This is a genomic window from Novosphingobium sp. CCH12-A3 (genome assembly GCF_001556015.1).
Taxonomy (GTDB): Bacteria; Pseudomonadota; Alphaproteobacteria; order Sphingomonadales; family Sphingomonadaceae; genus Novosphingobium; species Novosphingobium subterraneum.
The window spans coordinates 1-20,765 of the sequence record NZ_LSIA01000067.1 but is presented as its reverse complement, the minus strand read 5'-3'; the positions used below and the strand labels follow the sequence as shown (position 1 = coordinate 20,765).

General features: G+C 64.8%; 22 protein-coding genes. 12 read left to right on the top strand and 10 right to left on the bottom strand.

What is annotated here, in order from left to right; genetic code table 11:
• The first annotated feature begins 76 nt into the window (after nt 1-76).
• A complete protein-coding gene (locus AX703_RS04860) occupies nt 77-1,792 on the top strand; it encodes an acyl-CoA dehydrogenase (protein WP_062343031.1) in 1,716 nt (571 codons plus the stop codon).
• A 25-nt stretch (nt 1,793-1,817) separates the two neighbouring features.
• Nucleotides 1,818-2,633, top strand: coding sequence for a DUF815 domain-containing protein (locus tag AX703_RS04855; RefSeq protein WP_062343028.1), 816 nt, complete (start codon nt 1,818-1,820; stop codon nt 2,631-2,633).
• Between the two features lie 90 nt (nt 2,634-2,723).
• Here AX703_RS04855 and AX703_RS04850 read toward each other — a convergent pair whose 3' ends face one another.
• A complete protein-coding gene (locus AX703_RS04850; RefSeq protein WP_062343026.1) occupies nt 2,724-4,184 on the bottom strand; it encodes a sorbosone dehydrogenase family protein in 1,461 nt (486 codons plus the stop codon).
• A gap of 99 nt (nt 4,185-4,283) precedes the next feature.
• On the opposite strand from AX703_RS04850, the gene AX703_RS04845 reads away from it, so the two are divergent.
• Both AX703_RS04845 and AX703_RS04840 read left to right on the top strand, forming a co-directional pair.
• Nucleotides 4,284-4,766: a GAF domain-containing protein gene (locus tag AX703_RS04845; RefSeq protein ID WP_062343024.1), complete on the top strand. Its 483-nt coding sequence runs from the start codon at nt 4,284-4,286 to the stop codon at nt 4,764-4,766.
• A gap of 123 nt (nt 4,767-4,889) precedes the next feature.
• The gene (locus AX703_RS04840) at nt 4,890-5,636 is read left to right on the top strand and encodes a glycine zipper 2TM domain-containing protein (protein WP_062343022.1); all 747 of its coding nucleotides are present in this window, start codon (nt 4,890-4,892) and stop codon (nt 5,634-5,636) included.
• Between the two features lie 78 nt (nt 5,637-5,714).
• Here AX703_RS04840 and AX703_RS04835 read toward each other — a convergent pair whose 3' ends face one another.
• The 7 genes from AX703_RS04835 to AX703_RS04805 form a co-directional block, all read right to left on the bottom strand.
• Nucleotides 5,715-6,869: an acyl-CoA dehydrogenase family protein gene (locus AX703_RS04835; protein ID WP_062343020.1), complete on the bottom strand. Its 1,155-nt coding sequence runs from the start codon at nt 6,867-6,869 to the stop codon at nt 5,715-5,717.
• Nucleotides 6,870-7,016: 147 nt separating this feature from the next.
• Nucleotides 7,017-7,958 (bottom strand): ParB/RepB/Spo0J family partition protein, encoded by a 942-nt coding sequence (locus AX703_RS04830; protein ID WP_039333183.1) that lies wholly within the window; start codon nt 7,956-7,958, stop codon nt 7,017-7,019.
• A complete protein-coding gene (locus AX703_RS04825; protein WP_039333181.1) occupies nt 7,955-8,731 on the bottom strand; it encodes a ParA family protein in 777 nt (258 codons plus the stop codon). The genes AX703_RS04830 and AX703_RS04825 overlap by 4 nt, the downstream gene beginning before the upstream one ends.
• Complete coding sequence (gene rsmG / locus AX703_RS04820; RefSeq protein ID WP_039333179.1) at nt 8,728-9,402, bottom strand: 16S rRNA (guanine(527)-N(7))-methyltransferase RsmG; 675 nt, start codon at nt 9,400-9,402, stop codon at nt 8,728-8,730. The genes AX703_RS04825 and rsmG overlap by 4 nt, the downstream gene beginning before the upstream one ends.
• Nucleotides 9,399-11,246: a tRNA uridine-5-carboxymethylaminomethyl(34) synthesis enzyme MnmG gene (gene mnmG, locus AX703_RS04815; RefSeq protein ID WP_062343018.1), complete on the bottom strand. Its 1,848-nt coding sequence runs from the start codon at nt 11,244-11,246 to the stop codon at nt 9,399-9,401. The genes rsmG and mnmG overlap by 4 nt, the downstream gene beginning before the upstream one ends.
• A 66-nt stretch (nt 11,247-11,312) precedes the next feature.
• Nucleotides 11,313-12,611 carry a tRNA uridine-5-carboxymethylaminomethyl(34) synthesis GTPase MnmE gene (gene mnmE, locus AX703_RS04810; RefSeq protein ID WP_062343016.1) on the bottom strand — a complete coding sequence of 433 codons (1,299 nt, stop codon included), beginning with the start codon at nt 12,609-12,611 and terminating at the stop codon, nt 11,313-11,315.
• Between the two features lie 31 nt (nt 12,612-12,642).
• A complete protein-coding gene (locus tag AX703_RS04805; protein ID WP_039333172.1) occupies nt 12,643-12,903 on the bottom strand; it encodes a DUF6489 family protein in 261 nt (86 codons plus the stop codon).
• Between the two features lie 116 nt (nt 12,904-13,019).
• Between AX703_RS04805 and AX703_RS04800 the strand changes: the two genes are divergently transcribed.
• Together AX703_RS04800 and AX703_RS04795 are read left to right on the top strand one after the other, a co-directional pair.
• Complete coding sequence (locus AX703_RS04800) at nt 13,020-13,718, top strand: dienelactone hydrolase family protein (RefSeq protein ID WP_062343014.1); 699 nt, start codon at nt 13,020-13,022, stop codon at nt 13,716-13,718.
• 76 nt (nt 13,719-13,794) lie between these two features.
• On the top strand, nt 13,795-14,178 hold the full coding sequence (locus tag AX703_RS04795) for a nuclear transport factor 2 family protein (RefSeq protein WP_039333167.1): 384 nt from the start codon (nt 13,795-13,797) through the stop codon (nt 14,176-14,178).
• Between the two features lie 58 nt (nt 14,179-14,236).
• On the opposite strand, the gene rpoZ is transcribed toward AX703_RS04795, so the two are convergent.
• Complete coding sequence (gene rpoZ / locus AX703_RS04790; protein WP_039333165.1) at nt 14,237-14,581, bottom strand: DNA-directed RNA polymerase subunit omega; 345 nt, start codon at nt 14,579-14,581, stop codon at nt 14,237-14,239.
• Between the two features lie 247 nt (nt 14,582-14,828).
• On the opposite strand from rpoZ, the gene AX703_RS04785 reads away from it, so the two are divergent.
• The gene (locus AX703_RS04785; protein WP_197423619.1) at nt 14,829-15,539 is read left to right on the top strand and encodes a hypothetical protein; all 711 of its coding nucleotides are present in this window, start codon (nt 14,829-14,831) and stop codon (nt 15,537-15,539) included.
• A 5-nt stretch (nt 15,540-15,544) separates the two neighbouring features.
• Here AX703_RS04785 and AX703_RS04780 read toward each other — a convergent pair whose 3' ends face one another.
• Nucleotides 15,545-17,059, bottom strand: a complete 1,515-nt coding sequence (locus tag AX703_RS04780) for a replicative DNA helicase (protein WP_039333163.1) — start codon at nt 17,057-17,059, stop codon at nt 15,545-15,547.
• 117 nt (nt 17,060-17,176) lie between these two features.
• Here AX703_RS04780 and AX703_RS04775 point away from each other — a divergent pair, with 117 nt between their 5' ends.
• The 5 genes from AX703_RS04775 (at nt 17,177) to AX703_RS04755 (ending at nt 20,743) form a co-directional block, all read left to right on the top strand.
• The gene (locus tag AX703_RS04775; RefSeq protein ID WP_039333161.1) at nt 17,177-17,659 is read left to right on the top strand and encodes a UPF0262 family protein; all 483 of its coding nucleotides are present in this window, start codon (nt 17,177-17,179) and stop codon (nt 17,657-17,659) included.
• Between the two features lie 31 nt (nt 17,660-17,690).
• On the top strand, nt 17,691-18,401 hold the full coding sequence (locus AX703_RS04770) for a glycoside hydrolase family 25 protein (protein ID WP_062343010.1): 711 nt from the start codon (nt 17,691-17,693) through the stop codon (nt 18,399-18,401).
• Nucleotides 18,402-18,411: 10 nt separating this feature from the next.
• Complete coding sequence (locus AX703_RS04765) at nt 18,412-18,846, top strand: cytidine deaminase (RefSeq protein ID WP_231735383.1); 435 nt, start codon at nt 18,412-18,414, stop codon at nt 18,844-18,846.
• Between the two features lie 83 nt (nt 18,847-18,929).
• Nucleotides 18,930-19,484 (top strand): dCTP deaminase, encoded by a 555-nt coding sequence (dcd, locus tag AX703_RS04760; protein ID WP_039333155.1) that lies wholly within the window; start codon nt 18,930-18,932, stop codon nt 19,482-19,484.
• An 89-nt stretch (nt 19,485-19,573) separates the two neighbouring features.
• The gene (locus AX703_RS04755) at nt 19,574-20,743 is read left to right on the top strand and encodes a trans-acting enoyl reductase family protein (RefSeq protein ID WP_062343008.1); all 1,170 of its coding nucleotides are present in this window, start codon (nt 19,574-19,576) and stop codon (nt 20,741-20,743) included.
• The last annotated feature ends 22 nt before the right edge of the window (nt 20,744-20,765 follow it).

The following is a 20,765-nucleotide window of genomic DNA, read 5'->3' as shown; positions in this document are numbered from 1 at the left end:
TCGCTATAGGGAGACCCAGGCTCCGCGCCAAGCGCACATGCCCTGCGCCTGAAATTGCGCGAGACAGGAGAGGACGATGACTTTCACGCCGCCCACCGCCGACCAGCTTCTCGCCATCCGCGTGAGCGCCGGGATCGACGAACTGGCCCAGAGCGAACGCTTTGCCGCTGCCACGCCCGATCTGGTCGAGGCGATCGTCGAAGGCATTGGCGCATTCGCTGCGGGGGAATGGGCGCCGCTGCACCGCGCGGGCGACCAGATCGGGGCGAAGTGGCGCGATGGCGAGGTTACCCTGCCCCCCGGCTATGTCGACGCCTACAAGGCCTTCGTCGAGCAGGGCTGGAACTCGATCGCGGGGTCCACGGAATTTGGCGGTCAGGGACTGCCGTTCACGTTGGCCACTGCCACTCTCGAAACGCTGGGCGCGGCCAACATGGGCTTCACCCTGCTACCGATGCTCACCGTTGGCGCGATCGAGGCGCTGGAGCATCACGGCAGCGACGCGCAAAAGGCCATGTACCTGCCCAAGCTGATCAGCGGCGAGTGGTCGGGCACGATGAACCTGACCGAGCCGCAGGCCGGCTCCGATGTTGGTGCGCTGCGTACCACCGCCACGCCGATCACCGAAGGGCCTCACGCCGGCAAGTGGCGCATCGCCGGGACCAAGATCTACATTACTTTCGGCGAGCATGATGCCGCCGCCAACGTGGTCCACCTCGTTCTCGCCCGCACGCCGGGTGCGCCCGAGGGTTCACGCGGCATTTCGCTGTTCATCGTTCCGAAGTTTCACGTGGAACAGGATGGATCGCTCGGTGCCCGCAACGATGTCCGCTGCGTCTCGATCGAGCACAAGCTCGGCATCCACGCCTCGCCCACTTGCGTCATGAGCTATGGCGACGATGGCGAATGCATCGGCGAGATGGTCGGCCACGAGAACGGCGGCTTGCGGGCCATGTTCATGATGAACTCTGCCCGCATCAATGTCGGCAGCCAGGGCGTGCAGATCGCCGAGCGCGCCTTCCAGCAGGCGCGGGCCTATGCGCGTGACCGTGTGCAGTCGGCCCGCGCCGGTTCGGCCGACAAGGCCCCGGTCGCGATCATCGAGCATCCCGACGTCCGCCGCATGCTGATGCGCATGCGGGCGCTGACCGAAGGCAGTCGTGCCCTGCTCTACTACACCGCAGGCCAGGTCGATCGCGGTGCGCTCGGCAACGACGCGGCGCAGAAGCGCGCGGAACTGCTCGTGCCGATGCTCAAGGCGTGGGGCACCGATATCGGATGCGAAGTCGCCAGCCTCGGCATTCAGGTCCACGGCGGCATGGGCTTCATCGAGGAGACCGGCGCTGCCCAGCACCTGCGCGATTCAAGGATTGCTCCGATCTACGAGGGCACCAACGGCATCCAGGCGGCGGATCTCGTCACGCGCAAGCTCGGATACGAAAACGGCGGCGTGCTGCAGGCGCTGATGGCCGAGATCGCGTCGGAAATGGAAGACGTCCCCGAAGTCGCCGCGCTCGCCAAGGACGCGGCGGCCATTGGCCAATGGATGAGCACTACTGCCTCGCTGGACGACAAGCTGGCGGGCTCGGTGCCCTTCACCACGATGTGCGCCGTCGCCGTCGCCGGTTGGCAGCTGGCACGCCAGTCGCGCGCGTCCGACCTGCACGGCAAGATCGCGGTCACCAAGTTCTTCAACCGCGTGATCGTACCCGAAGCGCGAGGCCTCGGCTCCTCCGCCATGGCGGGTGCAGCGTTGCTCTACGATCTCGACAGCGAGGCGCTTGCGGGATAACCGCCGGCCCGATAATCGGCTGGGCATGACCGCAGCCCTACTCACCCGCATAGCCGAGGCGCTGGAGCGCCTTGCCCCGCCGCGCGAGGCCAGCGTCGATTGGCTGGCCTTCCCCGCCTATGTCTGGGACGGCAAGGCGGCGCGGGGGATCGATCCGCTGGAAGCGCCGGCGCTCAACCTGATGCAGGGAATCGACAAGCAGAAGGCGGCAGTGGTCGAAAACGTCGCACGGCTTTCGCGCGGCGCTGCGGCGCACGACATGCTGTTGTGGGGCGCGCGGGGCATGGGCAAATCGGCCCTGCTGCGGGCGGCGACGCTGGCAGCGCAGACCGCTCTGCCCGGATCCATCGCGCTGGTGCAGGCGAGCCCGGACGCTGGCCTCGCCGATCTCTTCGCCATCCTGCGCAAGGTCGATCGCCGCTTCCTAGTCTTCCTGGACGATCTTGGATTTGACGCCTCCGACAGCGATGGCGCGCGCAAGTTGCGTTCGTGGCTGGAGGGTGGCGTGGAGGCACGCCCGGCCAACGTGCGTCTGGCAGTAACGTCGAACCGCCGCGCGATTGTGGAGCGCCATCTTTCCGAGCAGGACGATCCGATCAACCCGCGCGACGTTGTGGATGACCGGCTGGCTCTTGCCGACCGCTTCGGCCTCAGCCTCGGCTTCCACAACTGCACGCAGGACGACTACCTCGCCATCATCGCCGGCTACGCGGCGCACTTCGGCCTGGCTTACGAGGAAGGCGACGCGTTGGAATGGTCAAAGCGCCGGGGTGGCCGCTCCGGCCGCGTGGCGTGGCAGTACGTCAACGAGCTGGCGGGCCGAGCTGGTCGGTCGCTCTGACGAGCCCACCCCGCCGCGACTGACTTCACTGCGTTCAGAAAGTCTCGCGGCCCTTCCGCAGGCAGGAGGGGGCGGGGTGGGCAAAAGCGCTTACTGCTGAGGTTTCATCAGGTCCGAATCAGCGTTGGGTTTCATGATGAACTTGCCGGTGCCCTTGGGTTGCGGCGGTGCCGTACGCGTCGGGAGCGGCGTTATCGCGGCAGCAGGCTTCGCCCCCGGAGCCGAGACTCGCCAGATCACGCCACCGGTATCGTCGCTGACCAGCAGCGCGCCATCCTTGGCAAAGGTAACCCAGGTCGGACGGCCACGCGCCTTGTCGTCATCGGTCAGGAAGCCGGTCAGCACCGGCACCGGCGGATTGGGCAGGACGTTGCCGCGCGTGTCGAACTTCACGAAGACAACATCGTAGCCCGAAAGCGGACGGCGGTTCCATGATCCGTGGCGCGCAATGAACGCACCCTGCTGGAACTTGTCGCCCATCAGGTTGCCACCCTTCGCAAAGGCAAGGCCCAGCGGGGCAGTGTGTGCGCCCAGGCCGTATTCCGGCTTGCGCACGTAATCGAGCATGTATTCCGGCATCGGCGCGGTCACGCGCTGGTCGATGTTGTTCTTCCAGTAGACCCACGGCCAGCCATAGTTCGCGCCAAACGGTACGTTGGTGAGATAATCGGGCACGAGGTCAGACCCGAGCATGTCGCGTTCGTTGACCACGGTCCACAGCTCTTCACTGTAGGGATTGAAGTCCAGACCATTCGGGTTGCGCAGCCCGCCTGCGTACTCGAACGACTTCTTCTTGGCAAAATCGTACTGGTGGATCGAAGCACGGCGATATTCGGTATCGATGCCCTCTTCGGCAATGTTCGAGGCCGAGCCGACCGTGACGAACAGCTTGGAACCGTCCGGCGCAAGCAGGAGGTTGCGGGCCCAGTGGTTGCCGCCGCCCGGCAGGTCCATCAGCTTCTCGGGGCTGCCCGTCAGCGCGGTCTGCCCCAGCCCATACGGGAACGAGAGCACTGCGTTGTGGTTCGCCACCAGCAGGCGACCTTCGCGGAAGGCCATGCCAAATGGCGAATCCAGCGCCGGATTCTCCATCACGAAGCGCTGCTCGGCCTTGCCGTCGCCATCGCCATCGCGCAGCAGCACGATCTTGTTGGGCGAAGGGCCGCCAGCGCCGACCTTCTTGAACAGATACCCCATCACGACTCCGGTGATGCCTTCGACCTTGCGCGGCGGCGAATTGGTCTCGGCAACCAGCACGTCCCCGTTGGGCAGGGTCACCACGGTGCGGGGGTGATCGAGCTTGTCGGCAAAGCGGGTGACCTGCAGACCCTGCGCCGCGACCGGAGCCTCGCCGTCCTTCCAGCCAATCGGATCGGCCGTCTTGATCGTCGGGATCGTCTGGCCGTCGGGTCGCGCCAGCTTGGGTTTCGGTCCCGAGGTTTCGTTGAGCGTGTACTCGGCCGGGGACCCGTGAATTGACCAGGCAACCCAGGCGGCGATGATGGCGACGATCACGAGCAGCGCGATCAGCAGTTTCTTGAGGAGCTTCATGCCCCGGAATCTAGGCCTGACCGTGTCTCAGAGCAATGGCACACCTGTGCGAAGTTGCGCGGCGCGACTTTTCGGACCGGTTACGCTAGATACCTTGCCATGTTCACATTCGCACCCACCGGCGGCCAGAGCCGCGCCGAACTCCACGCCGATCTTCTCGAAGCCGCCAAGGCCCTCACTGAAGGCGAGCCCGACGGCATCGCCAACATGGCCAATCTGGCCGCGCTGATCTGGCAATTCCTGCCGGATCTGAACTGGGCAGGCTTCTACCGCATGGTCGGCGGGGAGCTTGTGCTTGGCCCCTTCATCGGCAAGCCCGCCTGCATCCGCATCGCGCTCGGCTCGGGCGTTTGCGGTACGGCGGCAGCGACCGCGACGACCCAGCTCGTGCCGGATGTGCACGCCTTTCCGGGCCACATTGCCTGCGATGCGGCGAGCCGCTCCGAACTGGTCGTGCCGGTGATTCGCGATGGCGCCGTGATTGCAGTGATCGATCTCGACAGCCCCTCGCCCGACCGTTTCGACGAGGACGACGCGCGCGGGATCGAGGCGCTTGCCACAGCAATCGCGGCTCGCATCTGATCCTGGCATCTGATTCCTGCCCCGATTCGGGACAGGCGGCACTCTCGCGCGCCGGAAACCTTGGTTTTATGCGGGTCCTGGTGGTAAGTTTGCGGTTAACGAACCTTTTCAGGGGCAAACCGCATGCTTCGTCGTCTCTTGATCGCAGCCGTTGCGCTGGGTGCCGTGTCATCTCCGGCACTGGCTGGTGAACACCGTCATCCCGGTCCGGTCAGCGGTGGCTGGCAGGGCGGTTACACCGGCGGCTATTACGGCGGTGCGGCAGGCCCCGTCTACTATCCGCCAATGATCGGCGCGCCCTACCCCACGGTGGTGATGACCCAGCCTGTGGTCGATGCGCCGCCCCCTCCCCCGCCGGCGCAGGGCTACTATCCCAACGCCTACCCGCAGCCAGACCCGCGCTGGGCCGAAATGAATGAGCGCTGCGCCAAGGTCTATGGTGACAAGGGTGTCGGCGGCGCGCTGCTAGGCGGCGTGATCGGCGGCGTGGCGGGCAACCGCATCGCCGGAAAGGGCGATCGCGTGCTCGGCACCGTCGCTGGCGCTGCCGTGGGCGCAGTGGCTGGCAATGTGATCGACAAGGCCGAGGACAAGAGCCTGCGCCGCGAATGCGACGACTATTTCGCCTCGCTTCCGCCGCAGCCTTATCCCGCCGGGCCTTATCCCGGAGGCTATCCGGGCTACTATCCCGGTTACGCGCCCTACGGATATGTGATGGTCCCGGTCATGCTTTCGCCGCAGAAGCCCTGCGTCGAGAAGACCGTAGTCACCGAAACCTGGGTCGAGACAAAGCGCCGTCGAGTGATCCCCGCCAAGACGAAGATCATCAAGGACAAGCGCGTCAAGGAGAAGCGCGTCTACACCGGCTGAACCTTGCAAATGCGCAAGCAGATAGGCCCGCTCTCCTGGATCGAGAGCGGGCCTTTTGTTTTCATCGGCGGTTGATGATTAGAGCTTGCGCCCGATCAGCTCCTTCATGATCTCGTTGGTGCCGCCGAAGATGCGCGTCACGCGCGCGCCGCGCCATGCACGGGCAATCGCGTATTCGTTCATGTACCCGGCGCCGCCATGGAGCTGCAGGCACTTGTCCATCACTTCCCACTGCAGTTCGGTGTGCCACAGCTTGGCGGCAGCACCTTCTTCGGGGGTGAGTTCGCGCTTCAGATGCCGCGCCAGGGCCCAATCGAGGTGTGCCCAGCCCACCTGCAGCTTCGCCTTGATGTCGGCCAGCGTGAAGCGGGTATTCTGGAAGTCGAGGATCGGCTTGCCGAATGCCTTGCGCTCGCGGGTGAACTCCACCGTATCGTCAAAAGCCTTCTGCGCCGACGCCTGCGCACTGACGGCAATTGACAGGCGCTCCTGCGGCAGTTCGCTCATCAGGTAGATGAAGCCCTTGCCCTCCTCACCAAGGCAGTTGGTGATCGGAACGCGCACGTCCTCGAAGAACAGCTCCGAGGTATCGGCTTCGTCCTGGCCGATCTTGTCGAGGTTGCGACCACGCTTGAAGCCCTCACGGTCGGCTTCGACCAGCACGATCGAAACGCCCTTCCATGCGGGCTGCACATCGGTGTCGGTCTTGCAGCACACCAGGATCAGGTCGGCGTTCTGGCCATTGGTGATGTAGGTCTTCGACCCGTTGATCACATAGTGGTTGCCGTCTTTCTTCGCGGTGGTCTTCATGCCCTGAAGGTCCGAGCCGGTGCCCGGTTCAGTCATGGCGATGGCAGTGATCACCTCGCCCGAGACCATCTTGGGCAGCCACTTCTTCTTCTGCTCTTCGGAGCCGTAGGAGACGATGTAGTTGACCACGATGTCGGACTGCAGCGAGAAGCCGGTGGCCACGCGGCCATAGTAGGCGCTCTCTTCGTCGACGATGGCGTTGTAGCCGAAGTCGAGGCCGAGCCCGCCGTATTCCTCGGGCACCGTCGGGCACAGCAGGCCAAGCTCACCTGCCTTGGGCCAGACGCTCTTGGGCACGATGCCAGCTTCGGCCCATTCGTTCGCGTGCGGGGCGACTTCGTCCTGCAGAAAGCGGCGGACGGTCTGGCGGAAGGCTTCGTGGTCTTCGTTGTAGGCTGTGCGCGGGATCAGGTCGAGCGACATGGCCAATCTCTCCGGTTCTGGTTGTTTGCACGCAGCCTATGCGCACAGCCCCATCCCGGTCAACGAGAATTAATCGACCAATTAATGTCCGATGGTGCAGGCAGTGCTGACGCCGTGACGTCACCACAGGCCAACAATTTCAGATATTTAGAACTCACCGCCCGTCAGGCGCTGGCAGATCAGGTCCAGCTGGTCGAGGTTCTTGTAGCGAATCGTCACCGCGCCGGTCGTCGGATCGGAGTCCGGCTGGATCGTGACCTTGAGCCCGAGGAAGTCCTCGAGGTGCTGCTGGATCGCTGCCAGATCCGCCGCGCCCACCGGATCCTTGCCCGCGCGAGCCTGGCGACGCTGGCCTTCGGGCCGCGACGCCTTGCGCGCCAGCTTCTCGACATCGCGAACCGAAAGGTCCTTGGCCACCACTTCGCGTGCCAGCCCGATCGGATCGGGTGCGTTGATCAGCGCGCGGGCATGGCCCATCGACAGTTCGCTGCGCACCACCATGTCGAGCACTTCATCGGGCAGCCCGAGCAGGCGCATCATGTTGGCGACGTGGCTGCGTGACTTGTCCACGAACTTGGCGATATCGTTCTGCGTCAGGCCCTCGCTGTCGGCCAGGCGCTGATAGGCCCGAGCTTCTTCGACCGGGTTGAGATCCTCGCGCTGCAGGTTCTCGATCAGCGCCAGCGCGGCAACATCGCGATCATCCAGCTTGCGCACGATCGCTGGAATCTCGTGAACCTGCGCCTTCTGCGCCGCACGCCAGCGCCGCTCACCAGCCACAAGCTGATAGCGTCCGCCCGGCAATGGCCGCACGACCACCGGCTGGATCACGCCGCGTGCCGCGATCGACTGCGCCAGCTCTTCAAGCGCGTCTTCATCAAAATGCCGGCGCGGCTGTTCCGGATGCGGCTCGATCGACGCTACTGTCAGCAGCGCCAGCCCGCCGTCCCGGCTCTCGGCGACATCCGCGGGCGAAACCGAGATGCGCGCGATCGGCTCCTCGCGCCGCACTTCACCCATCAGTGCGCCAAGGCCACGGCCAAGCCCGGTCCGGCGTGCCGGTGCTTTCACTGCGTCTTCGCCGCTCATGCCGCTTGTCTCCTCTCGGGCAGGCGACCGATTAGTTCGCGCGCCAGTTTCATGTAGGCCTGCGATCCGGGGCAGGCATGGTCATAGATCAGCGCCGGCAACCCGTGGCTCGGCGCTTCCGACAAGCGCACGTTGCGCGGAATCACGCTCTCGAACACCAGATCGCGCAGGCACGAACGCACGTCATCGGCGACCTGGTCGGTCAGGCGGTTGCGCCGGTCATACATGGTCAGCACGATGCCAAGGATGCCCAGGTCCGGATTGAACCGCTCCTGCACCCGCTCCACCGTCTGCAACAATTGACTCAACCCTTCGAGCGCGAAGAACTCGCATTGCAGCGGCACCAGGATCGTGTCCGCCGCGGTAAGGGCATTGAGCGTCAGCAACCCGAGCGACGGCGGGCAATCGATCAGGCAGATGTCATGCCCGGTATCGCCATTGAGCACCTTGCGCAGGCGATGGGTGCGGTCCTCGACACTGACCAGCTCCACTTCCGCGCCGGACAGATCGACCGTCGCAGGTACGATATCCAGGCCCGGGATGCGTGTCGCCATCAGGCAATCGGCGACCGAAGCCTGATCGATCAGCAAGTCATAGGAAGATCGCTCACGTTCACCCGCCGCGATACCGATGCCCGTCGAGCAGTTGCCCTGCGGATCGAGATCGACCAGCAGCGTCTTCCACCCCGTTGCCGCGAGTGCGGTGGCGATGTTGATCGCCGTGGTGGTCTTGCCCACCCCGCCCTTCTGGTTTGCGACCGCGATCGTGATCATTTGCGTTTGCCCTTGGCGTTCGAGGGGCGCGGTGGACTGCCGCCGAGAAGTCGGCCGCAGATCACACCAGCGTTCGCATCCGTCAGGGATTGTTCCACGTGGAACATGTGATTCCATGATTCGGGGAGCATCTGCAATTCTTGCGCTGCCCCTGCCCCTTTCGGCAACAGCCAGACCGTGTCCGGTGTGGAAAAGCGTGCGGAAAGTGTGACCAGCTTGTCCAGAGGCGCAAATGCCCGAGCAGAAATGACCGCATGCGGACCTGACGGCAGGTCTTCAACCCGCGACAGGACAACGCGGACATTGCCTAGCCCCAGCACATCTGCCGCGCGCTGAAGCCACTCGGTGCGCAGGCGACGCGAATCTACCAGTGTCACCGGCCGTTGAGGTTGCAGCGCCGCGATTGCGAGGCCCGGAAACCCTGCTCCGGTGCCAAGATCGAGCCACTCCCCCGCTGGAAGTGTTTCACGTGAAACATGCAGCAATTGGGCGGAATCAACGATATGGCGCACCCACACGTGCGGCAACGTTCCTCTCGCCACGAGGTTCTGCCGCTCGTTCTCTTCCAGCAGCAGCGACACCAGATGGGCCAATCGCTCCATGGTGGCAGCGTCTACCTCCAGCCCATCGCGCAACCATGCCTGCGCTTCAGCTTCGGTTGCGATCGTCATGCCAGAATCCTCCGCCGCGCGTGAACCAGCAGACTGGCGAGCGCTGCCGGGGTGATTCCGGCAATGCGACCGGCAGCAGCAAGGGTGTCAGGCTGAGCCTTCTCCAGTCGCTCGACCATCTCGCGCGACAGGCCGGGCACTTCAGCAAAGGGGAAGCCCTCGCCCAAGGGGACATGTTCCGACGCACGCAGGTCCCGCAGCTCAGCCTCCTGCCGTGCGAGGTACGGCGCGTAAGCTGCGTCTTCCTCAATCTCCTCGGCAAGGAGTGGATCGAAGGTCTCATCGCCTATCCAAGGCCGCAAGGTTTCGAGCGTCACTTCCGGAAAGCGCAGCCATTCTGTCAGTGAGCGTCGCGCTCCATCCGCGCCAACCGTCATGCCGACGCGGCCGAGCTCGGTAGGCGTTGCTGTCTGCGCCAGTGCTTCTTCCAGCCGTCCCCGCATCGCCTGTCGCGCTTCGAACCACTGGGCTCGCTCATCAGCGATGCACCCGACCGCCAGGCCGATCGGCGTCAGCCGCGAACTCGCATTGTTGGCCCGCAGGCGGAGACGATACTCGGCCCGTGCCGTCAGCATCCGGTAGGGCTCGCTCACGCCGTGCAGGGTCAGGTCATCGACCATCACTGCCATGTAGCTGTTGGCGCGATCGAGCTCCGGAGCTTCACGTGCCAGCACCGCCGCGGCGGCATGCATTCCGGCGACGAGCCCCTGCGCCGCGGCTTCCTCGTACCCGGTCGTGCCGTTGATCTGGCCGGCGCAGTAGAGGCCTGGAATCGCCTTGACCTCAAGGCTCCGGCGCAGCGCGCGCGGATCGATGTGGTCGTACTCGACAGCGTAGCCGGGCACGGTGATCTCGGCCTGCTCCAGCCCTTCCATCGAACGGATCATCGCCACCTGCACATCCGTCGGCAGCGAGGTGGAGACTCCATTGGGATAGACGGTCGGGTCGTCCAGCCCTTCTGGTTCCAGGAAGACCTGATGCCCGTCACGGTCGCCGAAGCGATGGATCTTGTCCTCGATCGACGGGCAATAGCGCGGACCCTGTGCGCCGATGGCACCGGTGAAGAGCGGAGACCGATCCAGCCCTGCCCGGATGATGTCGTGCGTCCGTTCGTTGGTCCGGGCGATGGCGCAGAACACCTGCGGCAGCGGACGGGCCTTGGTCAGCGGCGACATCGTCCACGGGTCGGCATCGCTCGGCTGCTCAGGCAGGCGTGCCCAATCGATGGTCCGACCGTCGATACGTGGCGGCGTCCCGGTCTTCAGGCGCGCCATCGGCAGGTCGGCTGCCCGCAACTGCTGAGCGAGGCGATGCGCCGAACTTTCCCCGATCCGGCCGCCGTCCATGCGCTCCTCGCCGCGGAACAGGCGCCCGCCCAGGAACGTGCCGGTGCACAGGACGACCGCCCTGCCCTGCAGTCGCGAGCCGTCGGCCAGGTCGATGCCGGCAACTCGCCCGTTTTCGAGATGGAGCGCCGCAGCCTCGCCCCCGACAAGCGTCAGGTTCGGCTGTGCGGCGATCATCATCTGGATTGCCGCTTTGAAGCGCTTGCGGTCCGCCTGAACCCGCGGTCCCTGCACCGCGCTGCCCTTCGACCTGTTCAGCATGCGGTAGTGGATGGCGCCCGCGTCGGCTGCGCGCGCGATAAGGCCGTCAAAGGCATCGACCTCGCGAACCAGGTGGCCCTTGCCTAGGCCGCCAATCGCCGGGTTGCAGCTCATTGCGCCAACCGTTGCAGGATCGAACGAGACCAGAGCGGTGCGTGCACCCATTCGCGCCGCAACGGCGGCCGCCTCGACGCCGGCATGTCCGCCGCCGACCACGATGATGTCGAATTGCTGCATGAGTGGCGCGATACGCGACTTGTGGATTCGCGTCAAAGCATCAGGTGCACTGTTTCACGTGAAACACTACTTGCCGATGCAGAACCGCCCGAACAGCGCATCAAGCATCTCCTCGGTGCCGGTCCGGCCAACGAGTGCATCCAGCGCCCGCCGCGCGAGGCGAAGGTTCTCGGCGGCCAGCAGACCATCGCGCTCCACTGCCGCAAATCGAAGCGATGCCGCCACCTCGCTCAACCGGTCATGCTGTCGTTGATTGAGCGCTGCGTCTCCCGGCGCAGGCAGCGCGCCCTGTGCATGAGCGACCAGTGCTGCGCGAAGCGCCATCATTCCCTCACCTGTCCGTGCAGAGACGATCAGCGCGTCCCCTGACTTCCTGGCAGCGGCCGGATCGTCCGCCCGCGCAGAAACTTCCCACAGGGTCCGTCCTTCTGGTCCCTTTCCTTCTGGACCCAGCCACAGGATCAGGTCGGCCTTCTCTGCGGCCGCCCTCGCTCTTGCGATGCCGATCCGTTCGATCTCGCCCGCGCCTTCATCGCGCAGGCCGGCGGTATCGACAAAGGTGAACGGCACGCCATCGAGCGACGCCGCGAACGTCAGCACATCACGGGTGGTGCCGGGCTCGGCCGCCGTGATCGCAGCCTCCTGCTCTACCAGTGCATTGAACAGGGTTGACTTGCCTGCGTTGGGAGGTCCGGCAAGTACGACGCGGAAGCCCTCCTTCAGCGGCTCTGCGCGGGGCCGATCGAGCCACGCGGCGATCTTTCCTGCCAGTGCAAGGCAGTCACCGGCAAACCCTGTCGGTAGCGCACACTCCCCTTCCGCGACATCGTCTTCGTCCGAAAAGTCCAGCGCCGCTTCCAGCTTTGCCGAAATGCCCAGGAGTTCCGCGCGCCAGCCTTCAACGTCACGCGAAAGCGCGCCTTCGGCCATGGCCAGTGCGACGCGTCGCTGCAGTTCGGTCTCGGCAGAAAGCAGATCGGCAAGGCCCTCTGCCTCCGCCAGATCGATCCGGCCATTGGCAAAGGCACGGCGGGTGAACTCGCCCGCCTGCGCCCTGCGCAAGCCCGGCAGGCGCTCGAGCGCTGCTTCGACGGCAGCCACGACAGCCCGGCCGCCATGGAGATGGAGTTCGGCACTGTCCTCACCGGTGGCCGTTCCGGGGCCGGGCAGCCAGAGCACCATTGTGCGGTCGAGGTGGGTACCGTCTGCGGGATCGGCGAGAGTTGCCAAAGCTGCGCGGCGCGGCGCGGGTAGCTTGCCTGTGAGTGCGCTCAGGGCAGGGCCGGCTCGCGGACCACTGATCCGAACGACAGCGATGCCCGCGGGCGGCGGGCCGGAGGAGAGGGCGAAGATGGTGTCGGTCACCGCTCCGCCCTACACTGTTCCACGTGAAACGTCAGTCCTTCGGCTTCTTCGAACTTCCGCTCATGGCGCCAAGTCCGCCCTGCTCCATGAAGTTCTGGAAGAGCTTCAGCCCGATCTCGCCCATCGGCGCGACCTGCTTGGCGAAGCTCTGCAACTGGTCGAGGCTGCCCGCCCCCTGCATCGCCTTGGCGACGCTCTCGACATAGACGTCATTCGCTTTCGAGACATCGGGCAAGCCGAGGAACCGGCGGGCTTCTTCGGGCGTGCAATCGACTTCGACGGTGACTTTCATGTGCGCCCTTTCGGCATCCGCTGTTCGGCAGAGATTGTCATGCACGCTTGGCAAAGTCCACCGCGGGGGCCAACATGGTATCCGACCAACTCCTTTGAATCGCAGGATGAACGACAATGGGTGAAAAGATCACGTTTGCAGCGCTCGATGGCGAAGGCGAAATTCCGGGCTATCTGGCAACGCCCGATGGCCCCATCCGCGCCGCCATCATCGTCATCCCCGAGATCTTCGGCGTGAATCCCGGCATCCGCCACAAGTGCGAGGCCTGGGCCGATCTGGGCTACATGGCGCTGGCGCCTGACATCTTCTGGCGCTTTGCACCCGGCGTAGAGCTCGATGCCGACGTGCCCGAGCAGTTCCAGGAAGCCCTCGGCTATTTCGGCCAGTACGATCCGGATGCGGGCGTGAAGGACATCGAAGCGGCGATCCGCTTCCTGCGCGGCTACGAAGGCATCGACAAGGTCGGCCTCGTCGGCTTCTGCTTGGGTGGGCGTATGGCCTACATGGCGGCGGCGCGCACCGATATCGACGCCTCGGTTGGCTACTACGGCGTGATGATCGACCAGATGCTGAACGAAGCACACGCCATTGCCAACCCGCTCATGCTGCACATCCCGACTGCTGACCATTTCGTTGGTCCGGATGCGCAGAAGGCGATCCATGATGCGCTCGATCCGCATCCCCGGGTCACGCTGCACGATTACGAAGGGCTGGACCACGGCTTTGCTGCCGAGATGGGCAGCCGCCGTGACGAAGACGGCGCGGCCCTCGCCGATCGCCGCACCCGCGATTTCTTCGCGCAGCATCTCGGCTGAGGCGCCAGCGTTGCGCCGGATCAATGCCGATGCAACGCCCCTGCCCTAACCAGAAACAGAACAACGGGAGAAGCACATGAAACTCGGCCTTGCAGCCTGGCACCGATATATGGTCAGCGGCGACATTGCGCTGCTCGACGAACTTGTCGCCGACGATGCCGTGTTCCACTCCCCCGTTGTCCACACGCCGCAGGAGGGCCGCGAAAAGGTGCTGATGTACCTCACCGCTGCCGGCGAGGTCTTCGGCAACGGCACCTTCCGCTACGTGCGCGAGCTCGTGGATGGGGCCGAAGCCTGCCTCGAGTTCGAATGCGAGATGGACGGGATCAAGGTCAATGGCATCGACCTGATCCGCTTCGACCTCGAAGGACGCATCGCCGATTTCAAGGTGATGGTCCGCCCGTTGAAGGCGATCAACAAAGTCTGGCAGCTGATGGCTGAAAGACTGGAAAACACATGAAAAAAGCCCGCAGCGCGAACCTGCGGGCTTTTTTTAAGTCATTGATCTGAAACTCAAATCAGCCGTCGTAGTCAGCACCCAGCGAGGTGTTGCGCACCGGTGCCGCGGCGGTGATGCGCAGCGCTTCGGCCGACTGCGACAGCGAGCCGATTTCATCGACTTCATCGTCGTCATCGGGCAGCACGCGCTGCAGCGACTGGATCACGTTTTCCTTGAGCACGGCGGGACGCACGGTCTCTTCGGCGATCTCGCGCAGGGCGACGACCGGGTTCTTGTCGCGGTCACGATCGACGGTGAGTTCGGCGCCGCCCGAAATCGCGCGTGCGCGCTCGGCAGCCAGCAGGACGAGATCGAAACGGTTGGGGACCTTGTCGACGCAATCTTCGACGGTAACGCGCGCCATCAGGCACTCCAATCAATCAAAGGATACGGAAAGGACGGCAGCTAGGCCGGAGGTGTGGAAAAGTCAAGGATTCGCATGGACCACTTCCGGCGTCGCGTCGAATCGTCCATCATTGCGCCTCGGCATGGGAGGGATGCAGATGGCGATGCTGGAGGATGTCATGGCGGGAGCCCCGCTCCTAGTACGGTCTCGTGGGCTCGGAGATGTGTATAAGAGACAGGTGCTGGGCGTTGCCTTCTTCCTGTTGATGGCCCTCCTCTGTCACCTCGGCATGCGGCTCGGGCGTCTGCGGGGCGAGGTCGATCGTGGTGAAAGCGGCGATGGCTACCTGCTTTCGGCGGTGCTCGCCCTGCTTGGCCTGCTCATCGGCTTCACCTTCTCGCTTTCGCTCTCCCGCTACGATTCCCGGCGAGAGATGGTGGTGGCGGAAGGCAATGCCATCGGCACTGCCTGGCTGCGGGCAACGCTCGTTCCGGGGCCCGAGGGCGATGGTCTGCGCACGGCGATGCGCAGTTACGGCGATATCCGGGCGAGCTTGCACGACGCGACTGACCGCAGCGCCGTCGAGGCACGATCCGCCGTCGCACAGGGCACGGTCTGGAAAGCACTTGGCCCCGCCCTTGCCCGGCTCGACCCGCCGATGGCTGCCTCGCTGGTCGGCGCGACCAATGAGATGTTCGATGCCGCGTCCAGCCGCAAGGCGGAGCGAGAGGCGCGCATTCCCGGGCGGGTGCTCGACATGGTCAGCCTTTATGCGCTCATGGCTGCCGGCATGGTGGGCTATGTGCTAGGGCGCTGGCAGGATCGGCGGCATCTCGCTGCCAGTCATGCGCTATTCCTGCTGCTGTCGCTGGCAATGGTGCTGATTCTCGATCTCGATCGGCCATGGTCTGGCGGAATTACCATCTCGCCACAGCCGATCCTTGATGCCCGGGCGCTGATGCATCAGGCGCCGTAACGGGTCTACTCGTCGTCACTCGCGTAAGCGGCGCGCAGGTCATCCGGCGCAAGGTCGCTGAAGCGGGTGATGCGTGATTCGAAGCGCAGGCGGACCTTGCCGGTGGAGCCGTGGCGCTGCTTGGCCACGATCAGTTCTGCCAGGCCATAGACGCGCTCCATTTCCGCCTGCCAGGCGGCGTGAGCTTCCTGCACCTTGGCGTCATCATTGCCCTGCGGCTGCTTCGGCTCCTTGGCGGCGACGTAATAGTCCTCGCGGAACACGAACCAGACCATGTCGGCGTCCTGCTCGATCGAGCCGGATTCGCGCAGGTCCGACAGCATCGGGCGCTTGTCGTCGCGCTGTTCCACCGCACGGCTGAGCTGCGAAAGCGCGATTACCGGAACCGAGAGTTCCTTGGCCAGCGTTTTCAAACCGCGCGAGATTTCCGAGATTTCGTTCACGCGGTTGTCGCTGCGGCCCGATCCCTGCAGCAGCTGCAGGTAGTCGACGATGATCAGCCCGATATCGTGGCGGCGCTTCAGACGGCGGGCACGCGCGCGAAGCGAGCCGATCGTCAGCGCCGGGGTATCGTCGATATAGAGGGGCAGTTCGGCCAGACGCTGGCTGGCGAACGACAGCTGCTGGAAGTCCTCGCGGCTGATTCGGCCCATGCGCAGCGCTTCGGAACTGATGCCTGACTGTTCGGCCAGGATACGCGTGGCGAGCTGGTCGGCGCTCATTTCGAGGCTGAAGAAGGCGACCCCTGCCCCAACCGAATCCTTGAGCGCAATGCCATCGGCCATGTCGCGGCGCAGCCGGTCGGCCGCGTTGAATGCGATGTTGGTGACGAGCGAGGTCTTGCCCATGCCGGGGCGTCCGGCAAGGATGATGAGGTCGGAATCGTGCAGGCCGCCGATCTTCTCGTTGACCGAGGTCAGGCCCGTGGTCTTGCCCGAGATATGGCCGCCCGAAAGCAGCGCCTTCTCGATCATCTCCAGCGATGCGCGCGTCGCCTGCGCAAAGCTCTGCGCCTCGCTCCCGGTCTGCGCACCTTCTGCCACAGCATAGAGTGCGGCTTCGGCTTTCTCCACCTGCTCCAGCGGGGCGACCGAATCGCTTGTATCGAGCGCGCCTTCGACAAGGTTGCGCCCGACCGAGATCAGCTCCCGCAGCAGGGCGAGATCATAGATCTGCTCGGCCAGTTCGCGCGGATTGAGCAGGCCCTGCCCGTCCGAGGTCAGCCGCGCCAGATAGGCAACGCCGCCGAGTTCCTTCAGCCCCTCGTCGCTCTCGAAATAGGGCTTCAATGTCACTGGGGTGACCACCGCCTTGCGATCGATCAGCGCCTGGATGCGCTCGAACACCCGGCCATGGACGGCGGCAAAGAAATGCTCGGATTTCAGCGGGGTCTGCAGTTCCTCCAGGATGCGATTATCGATCAGCACCGCCCCCAGAAAGGCCGCTTCCGCCTCGACGTTGGAGGGGAGCGCGCGGATTTCCGAAGGTTCGCGGGTGAGGATGGCTTCGCTGGCGGACATTTGCCCATAGTGCCCGAACCGGCCCGATCCGGCAATGGACGGACCCTGTGGATAGCGGGGAGCACCGGGTCAAAACCCTTGCCCGAGCCCAACGCGTCTGCAACACAGGTGACCCCTATGGCCGACCCGCGCATCTCGCATATCGAGCTGGACGAAGCGACGATCATCTGGCGCAACGCCGATATCGAGCAGGAGCGGCGCATCGCGATCTTCGATCTGATCGAGGAAAACACCTTCAAGCCGCTGCGCGCGTTTGAAGCCGGGCACACCGGGCCCTATCGGCTCAAGCTTTCGGTCGATGACGGGCGGCTGGTCCTCGCCATCGCCGACAATGATGGCACCCCGCTCGAGACGATCATCCTCGGCCTGGGCCGTTTCCGCCGCCCGATCCGCGAATATTTCGCGATCTGCGACAGCTACTATCAGGCGATTCGCAAGGCTACGGCGTCAGAGATCGAGACGATCGACATGGCCCGGCGCGGCATTCACAACGATGCTGCCGACACCCTGCTCGAACGGCTCGAAGGCAAGATCGATACGGATTTCCCCACGGCCCGTCGGCTCTTTACCCTGATCTGCGTGCTGCATATCAGGGGCTGATCTGAGACTCGGGGCGCGCGCAACTCTCCATATGCCGAAAAAACGGAATACTCGCCGCCCCGGTGCGGCACGAAGGCGCATTCTTGGCGTCCTGCTGCTGGTGGCCCTGGTCGCCGGCGGCCTTGCGTGGTGGAAGGCCCGCACATGGATGCCGGACAGGCGCGACTATGCGGTGCAAGGCGTCTGGCTGAGCGACGATGACGGTCCGATCGACTGGCGCCTGCTGCGCGCCGCAGGGGCCGATTTCGCCTACCTGACCGCAAGCGAAGGCACTTCGACCCGCGACGCCGCCTTTGCCGATGGCGTGATCGCCGCGCGGCAGCGGGGCATTCAGGTCGGCGCAGTCCACGTCTACGATCTGTGCGCTCCGGCCGATGCCCAGGCGGCGAACTTCGTCACCATCGTCCCGCGTGACAAGGACCTGCTGCCGCCCGCCATCCGGCTCGACATCGATTCGCGCACCTGCCCGCAGGTCCCCGGCGAAGCGCAGATGCAGAGCGAGCTGACCACCTTCCTCAACCAGGTGGAAAAGCACGCCGAAAAACCGGTGATCCTGATGGTCTCGCGCGGTCTCGAGAAGGAGTACCACCTCGCCGCGCGGATTGACCGTAACATCTGGGTTGCGCAGGATTTTCTCGCGCCGACCTATGCCGGCCGGCCGTGGGTGATGTGGACGGCGAGCGACCGCTTGCGTCTGGATGCCAGCACAAGGTCGGTGCATTGGGTGGTGGTGCAACAATGAGGATGCCGGTGTGAGCGACGTTCTGGCCGAGTCCCGCGAAGACCTGATCGCCGCCGCCCGGCGCGCGATGGACAGCGCCTATGCTCCGTACTCCGGCTTCCACGTCGGTGCGGCGCTGCTGTTCGATGATGGCGCGATCGTCACCGGCGCGAATTTCGAGAATGCCAGTTACGGCCTCTCGCTCTGCGCCGAGACGGTCGCCGCCTCGATTGCCTCGCACGCCGGACGGCGCGGTGGCCTGCTTGCCGTGGCCGTGCTTGGCGGCATGGGCGGCGCAATCGATGCCGCGATCAGCCCATGTGGCCGCTGCCGCCAGATATTGAACGAACTGGCCGCGCTGGGCGGCACCGATCCGCTGGTGATCTGCGTCGGCGCGCAGGAAACCGTGGAAATGCGCCTGTCGGTGCTCTTGCCCAACGCCTTCGGCCCCGCCAATCTGGCTTAGACATTTCGGGCCATTCCCCCCTCCCGAAAGCGGGAGAGGCCGGGGGTGGGCATTCCCGCACAAGCTTCACATGGGAGAGCCAGTTGGCCATTCTTTCCGACAAGTGGATCCGCGACAAGGCGCTCAACGAAGGCATGATCGAGCCGTTCGTCGAGAACCAGCGCCGTGATGGCTGCATCAGCTACGGCCTTTCGTCCTACGGCTACGATGCCCGCGTCGCGCCCGAGTTCAAGATCTTCACCAATGTCGATTCTGCCGTGGTCGACCCCAAGAACTTCGACGGCGCCAGCCTGGTCGACCGCGAGACCGACGTCTGCGTGATCCCGCCCAATTCCTTCGCGCTGGCCCGCACGGTCGAATACTTCCGCGTGCCGCGCGACGTGCTGGTGATCTGCCTTGGCAAGAGCACTTATGCACGTTGCGGCATCATCGTGAACGTCACCCCGCTTGAACCCGGTTGGGAAGGCCACGTCACGCTGGAGTTCTCGAACACCACCCCCCTGCCCGCCAAGATCTATGCCAACGAAGGTGCATGCCAGTTCCTGTTCCTGCAGGGCAACGAACCGTGCGAAGTCAGCTATGCCGACCGCGCCGGCAAATACATGGGCCAGCGCGGCGTCACCCTGCCCAGGTTGTAAGCACCCCTTAACCCGGCGCTTAAATCCGGTTGCAATCGTCACCGAACTCGCCAAGCTGACCGCCATAAGCACAACAGGCGGAGAGGCTGATGGAGAAGTCGGAGAGGCCCTATGACATCGTCGTCTACGGGGCGACGGGGTTCACCGGGCGGCTGGTAGCAGAATATCTTGCACGCCATTACGGGCAGGAAGGCCCGCGCTGGGCCATGGCTGGACGCTCGGCGGCAAAGTTGGCAGAGGTTCGCGCCCTGATCGAGGCGCCCAAGAACACGCCGCTGATCGTCGCCGACGCTGCCGATCCGGCCAGCCTCAAGGCCATGGCAGCCCAAGCGAAAGTCATCGTCACCACGGTCGGCCCCTATCAGCTTTATGGCGAACCGCTGCTCGCCGCCTGCATCGCGGCCGGCACGGACTACGCCGATTTGTGCGGCGAACCCGTGTGGATGCGCCAGATGATCGACAAGTATGGCGAAGAGGCCCAGCGCACCGGCGCGCGCATCTGCTTCTCCTCGGGCTTTGATTCAATCCCGTTCGATCTCGGCGTACTGATGCTGCAGAAGGAAGCGGTGGCCCGGTTCGGCCGCCCTGCTCCGCGCGTGAAAGGGCGCGTGCGCGGCATGAAGGGCGGCGCTTCGGGAGGGACCGCCGCCAGCCTCAAGGCCACGCTCGCCGCGCTGGCCAAGGACCCCTCGCTGATCCCGCTGATGCAGAGCAGCTTCTGCCTCACCCCCGGATTCGAAGGCCCGGCCCAGCCTGCGGGCGACAAGGTCCAGCACGACGATACGCTGGATTCATGGGAAACGCCGTTCATCATGGCGGCGATCAACACCAAGAACGTCCACCGCACCAACGCCCTGCTCGGCCACGTCTGGGGCACCGATTTCGTTTATGACGAAATGGTGCTCACCGGCCCCGGCGATCAGGGCAAGGCGATTGCCGAGCACATGGCGAAAACGCCGATGATCGGCCGTCCCGACGATCCCCAGCCGGGTGAAGGCCCCTCGAAGGAAGAGCGCGAGACCGGCTTTTACGACGTGCTGTTCCTGGGCGAGATGCCCGACGGCCAGACCATCCGCTATGGCGTCAAGGGCCGCTACGATCCGGGCTATGGCTCCACCAGCCGCATGATCGCCGAAACTGGCATCGCCCTGCTGTCATCCAGGGCGCCCGGCATGATCGGGACCCCCGGCGCCATCCTCGGGGAAACCCTCGTCGAGCGCCTGCGCACCCACGCCGAAATCAGCTTCGGGGCAGAGTAAGCACCGAAGCCCACCCCCAACC

Coding starts and splice junctions, on each gene's coding strand:
- AX703_RS04860 (WP_062343031.1), top strand. CDS start 77: ATGACTTTCACGCCGCCCACCGCCGACCAGCTTCTCGCCATCCGCGTG.
- AX703_RS04855 (WP_062343028.1), top strand. CDS start 1,818: ATGACCGCAGCCCTACTCACCCGCATAGCCGAGGCGCTGGAGCGCCTT.
- AX703_RS04850 (WP_062343026.1), bottom strand. CDS start 4,184: ATGAAGCTCCTCAAGAAACTGCTGATCGCGCTGCTCGTGATCGTCGCC.
- AX703_RS04845 (WP_062343024.1), top strand. CDS start 4,284: ATGTTCACATTCGCACCCACCGGCGGCCAGAGCCGCGCCGAACTCCAC.
- AX703_RS04840 (WP_062343022.1), top strand. CDS start 4,890: ATGCTTCGTCGTCTCTTGATCGCAGCCGTTGCGCTGGGTGCCGTGTCA.
- AX703_RS04835 (WP_062343020.1), bottom strand. CDS start 6,869: ATGTCGCTCGACCTGATCCCGCGCACAGCCTACAACGAAGACCACGAA.
- AX703_RS04830 (WP_039333183.1), bottom strand. CDS start 7,958: ATGAGCGGCGAAGACGCAGTGAAAGCACCGGCACGCCGGACCGGGCTT.
- AX703_RS04825 (WP_039333181.1), bottom strand. CDS start 8,731: ATGATCACGATCGCGGTCGCAAACCAGAAGGGCGGGGTGGGCAAGACC.
- rsmG (WP_039333179.1), bottom strand. CDS start 9,402: ATGACGATCGCAACCGAAGCTGAAGCGCAGGCATGGTTGCGCGATGGG.
- mnmG (WP_062343018.1), bottom strand. CDS start 11,246: ATGCAGCAATTCGACATCATCGTGGTCGGCGGCGGACATGCCGGCGTC.
- AX703_RS04805 (WP_039333172.1), bottom strand. CDS start 12,903: ATGAAAGTCACCGTCGAAGTCGATTGCACGCCCGAAGAAGCCCGCCGG.
- AX703_RS04800 (WP_062343014.1), top strand. CDS start 13,020: ATGGGTGAAAAGATCACGTTTGCAGCGCTCGATGGCGAAGGCGAAATT.
- AX703_RS04795 (WP_039333167.1), top strand. CDS start 13,795: ATGAAACTCGGCCTTGCAGCCTGGCACCGATATATGGTCAGCGGCGAC.
- rpoZ (WP_039333165.1), bottom strand. CDS start 14,581: ATGGCGCGCGTTACCGTCGAAGATTGCGTCGACAAGGTCCCCAACCGT.
- AX703_RS04785 (WP_197423619.1), top strand. CDS start 14,829: ATGGCCCTCCTCTGTCACCTCGGCATGCGGCTCGGGCGTCTGCGGGGC.
- AX703_RS04780 (WP_039333163.1), bottom strand. CDS start 17,059: ATGTCCGCCAGCGAAGCCATCCTCACCCGCGAACCTTCGGAAATCCGC.
- AX703_RS04775 (WP_039333161.1), top strand. CDS start 17,177: ATGGCCGACCCGCGCATCTCGCATATCGAGCTGGACGAAGCGACGATC.
- AX703_RS04770 (WP_062343010.1), top strand. CDS start 17,691: ATGCCGAAAAAACGGAATACTCGCCGCCCCGGTGCGGCACGAAGGCGC.
- AX703_RS04755 (WP_062343008.1), top strand. CDS start 19,574: ATGGAGAAGTCGGAGAGGCCCTATGACATCGTCGTCTACGGGGCGACG.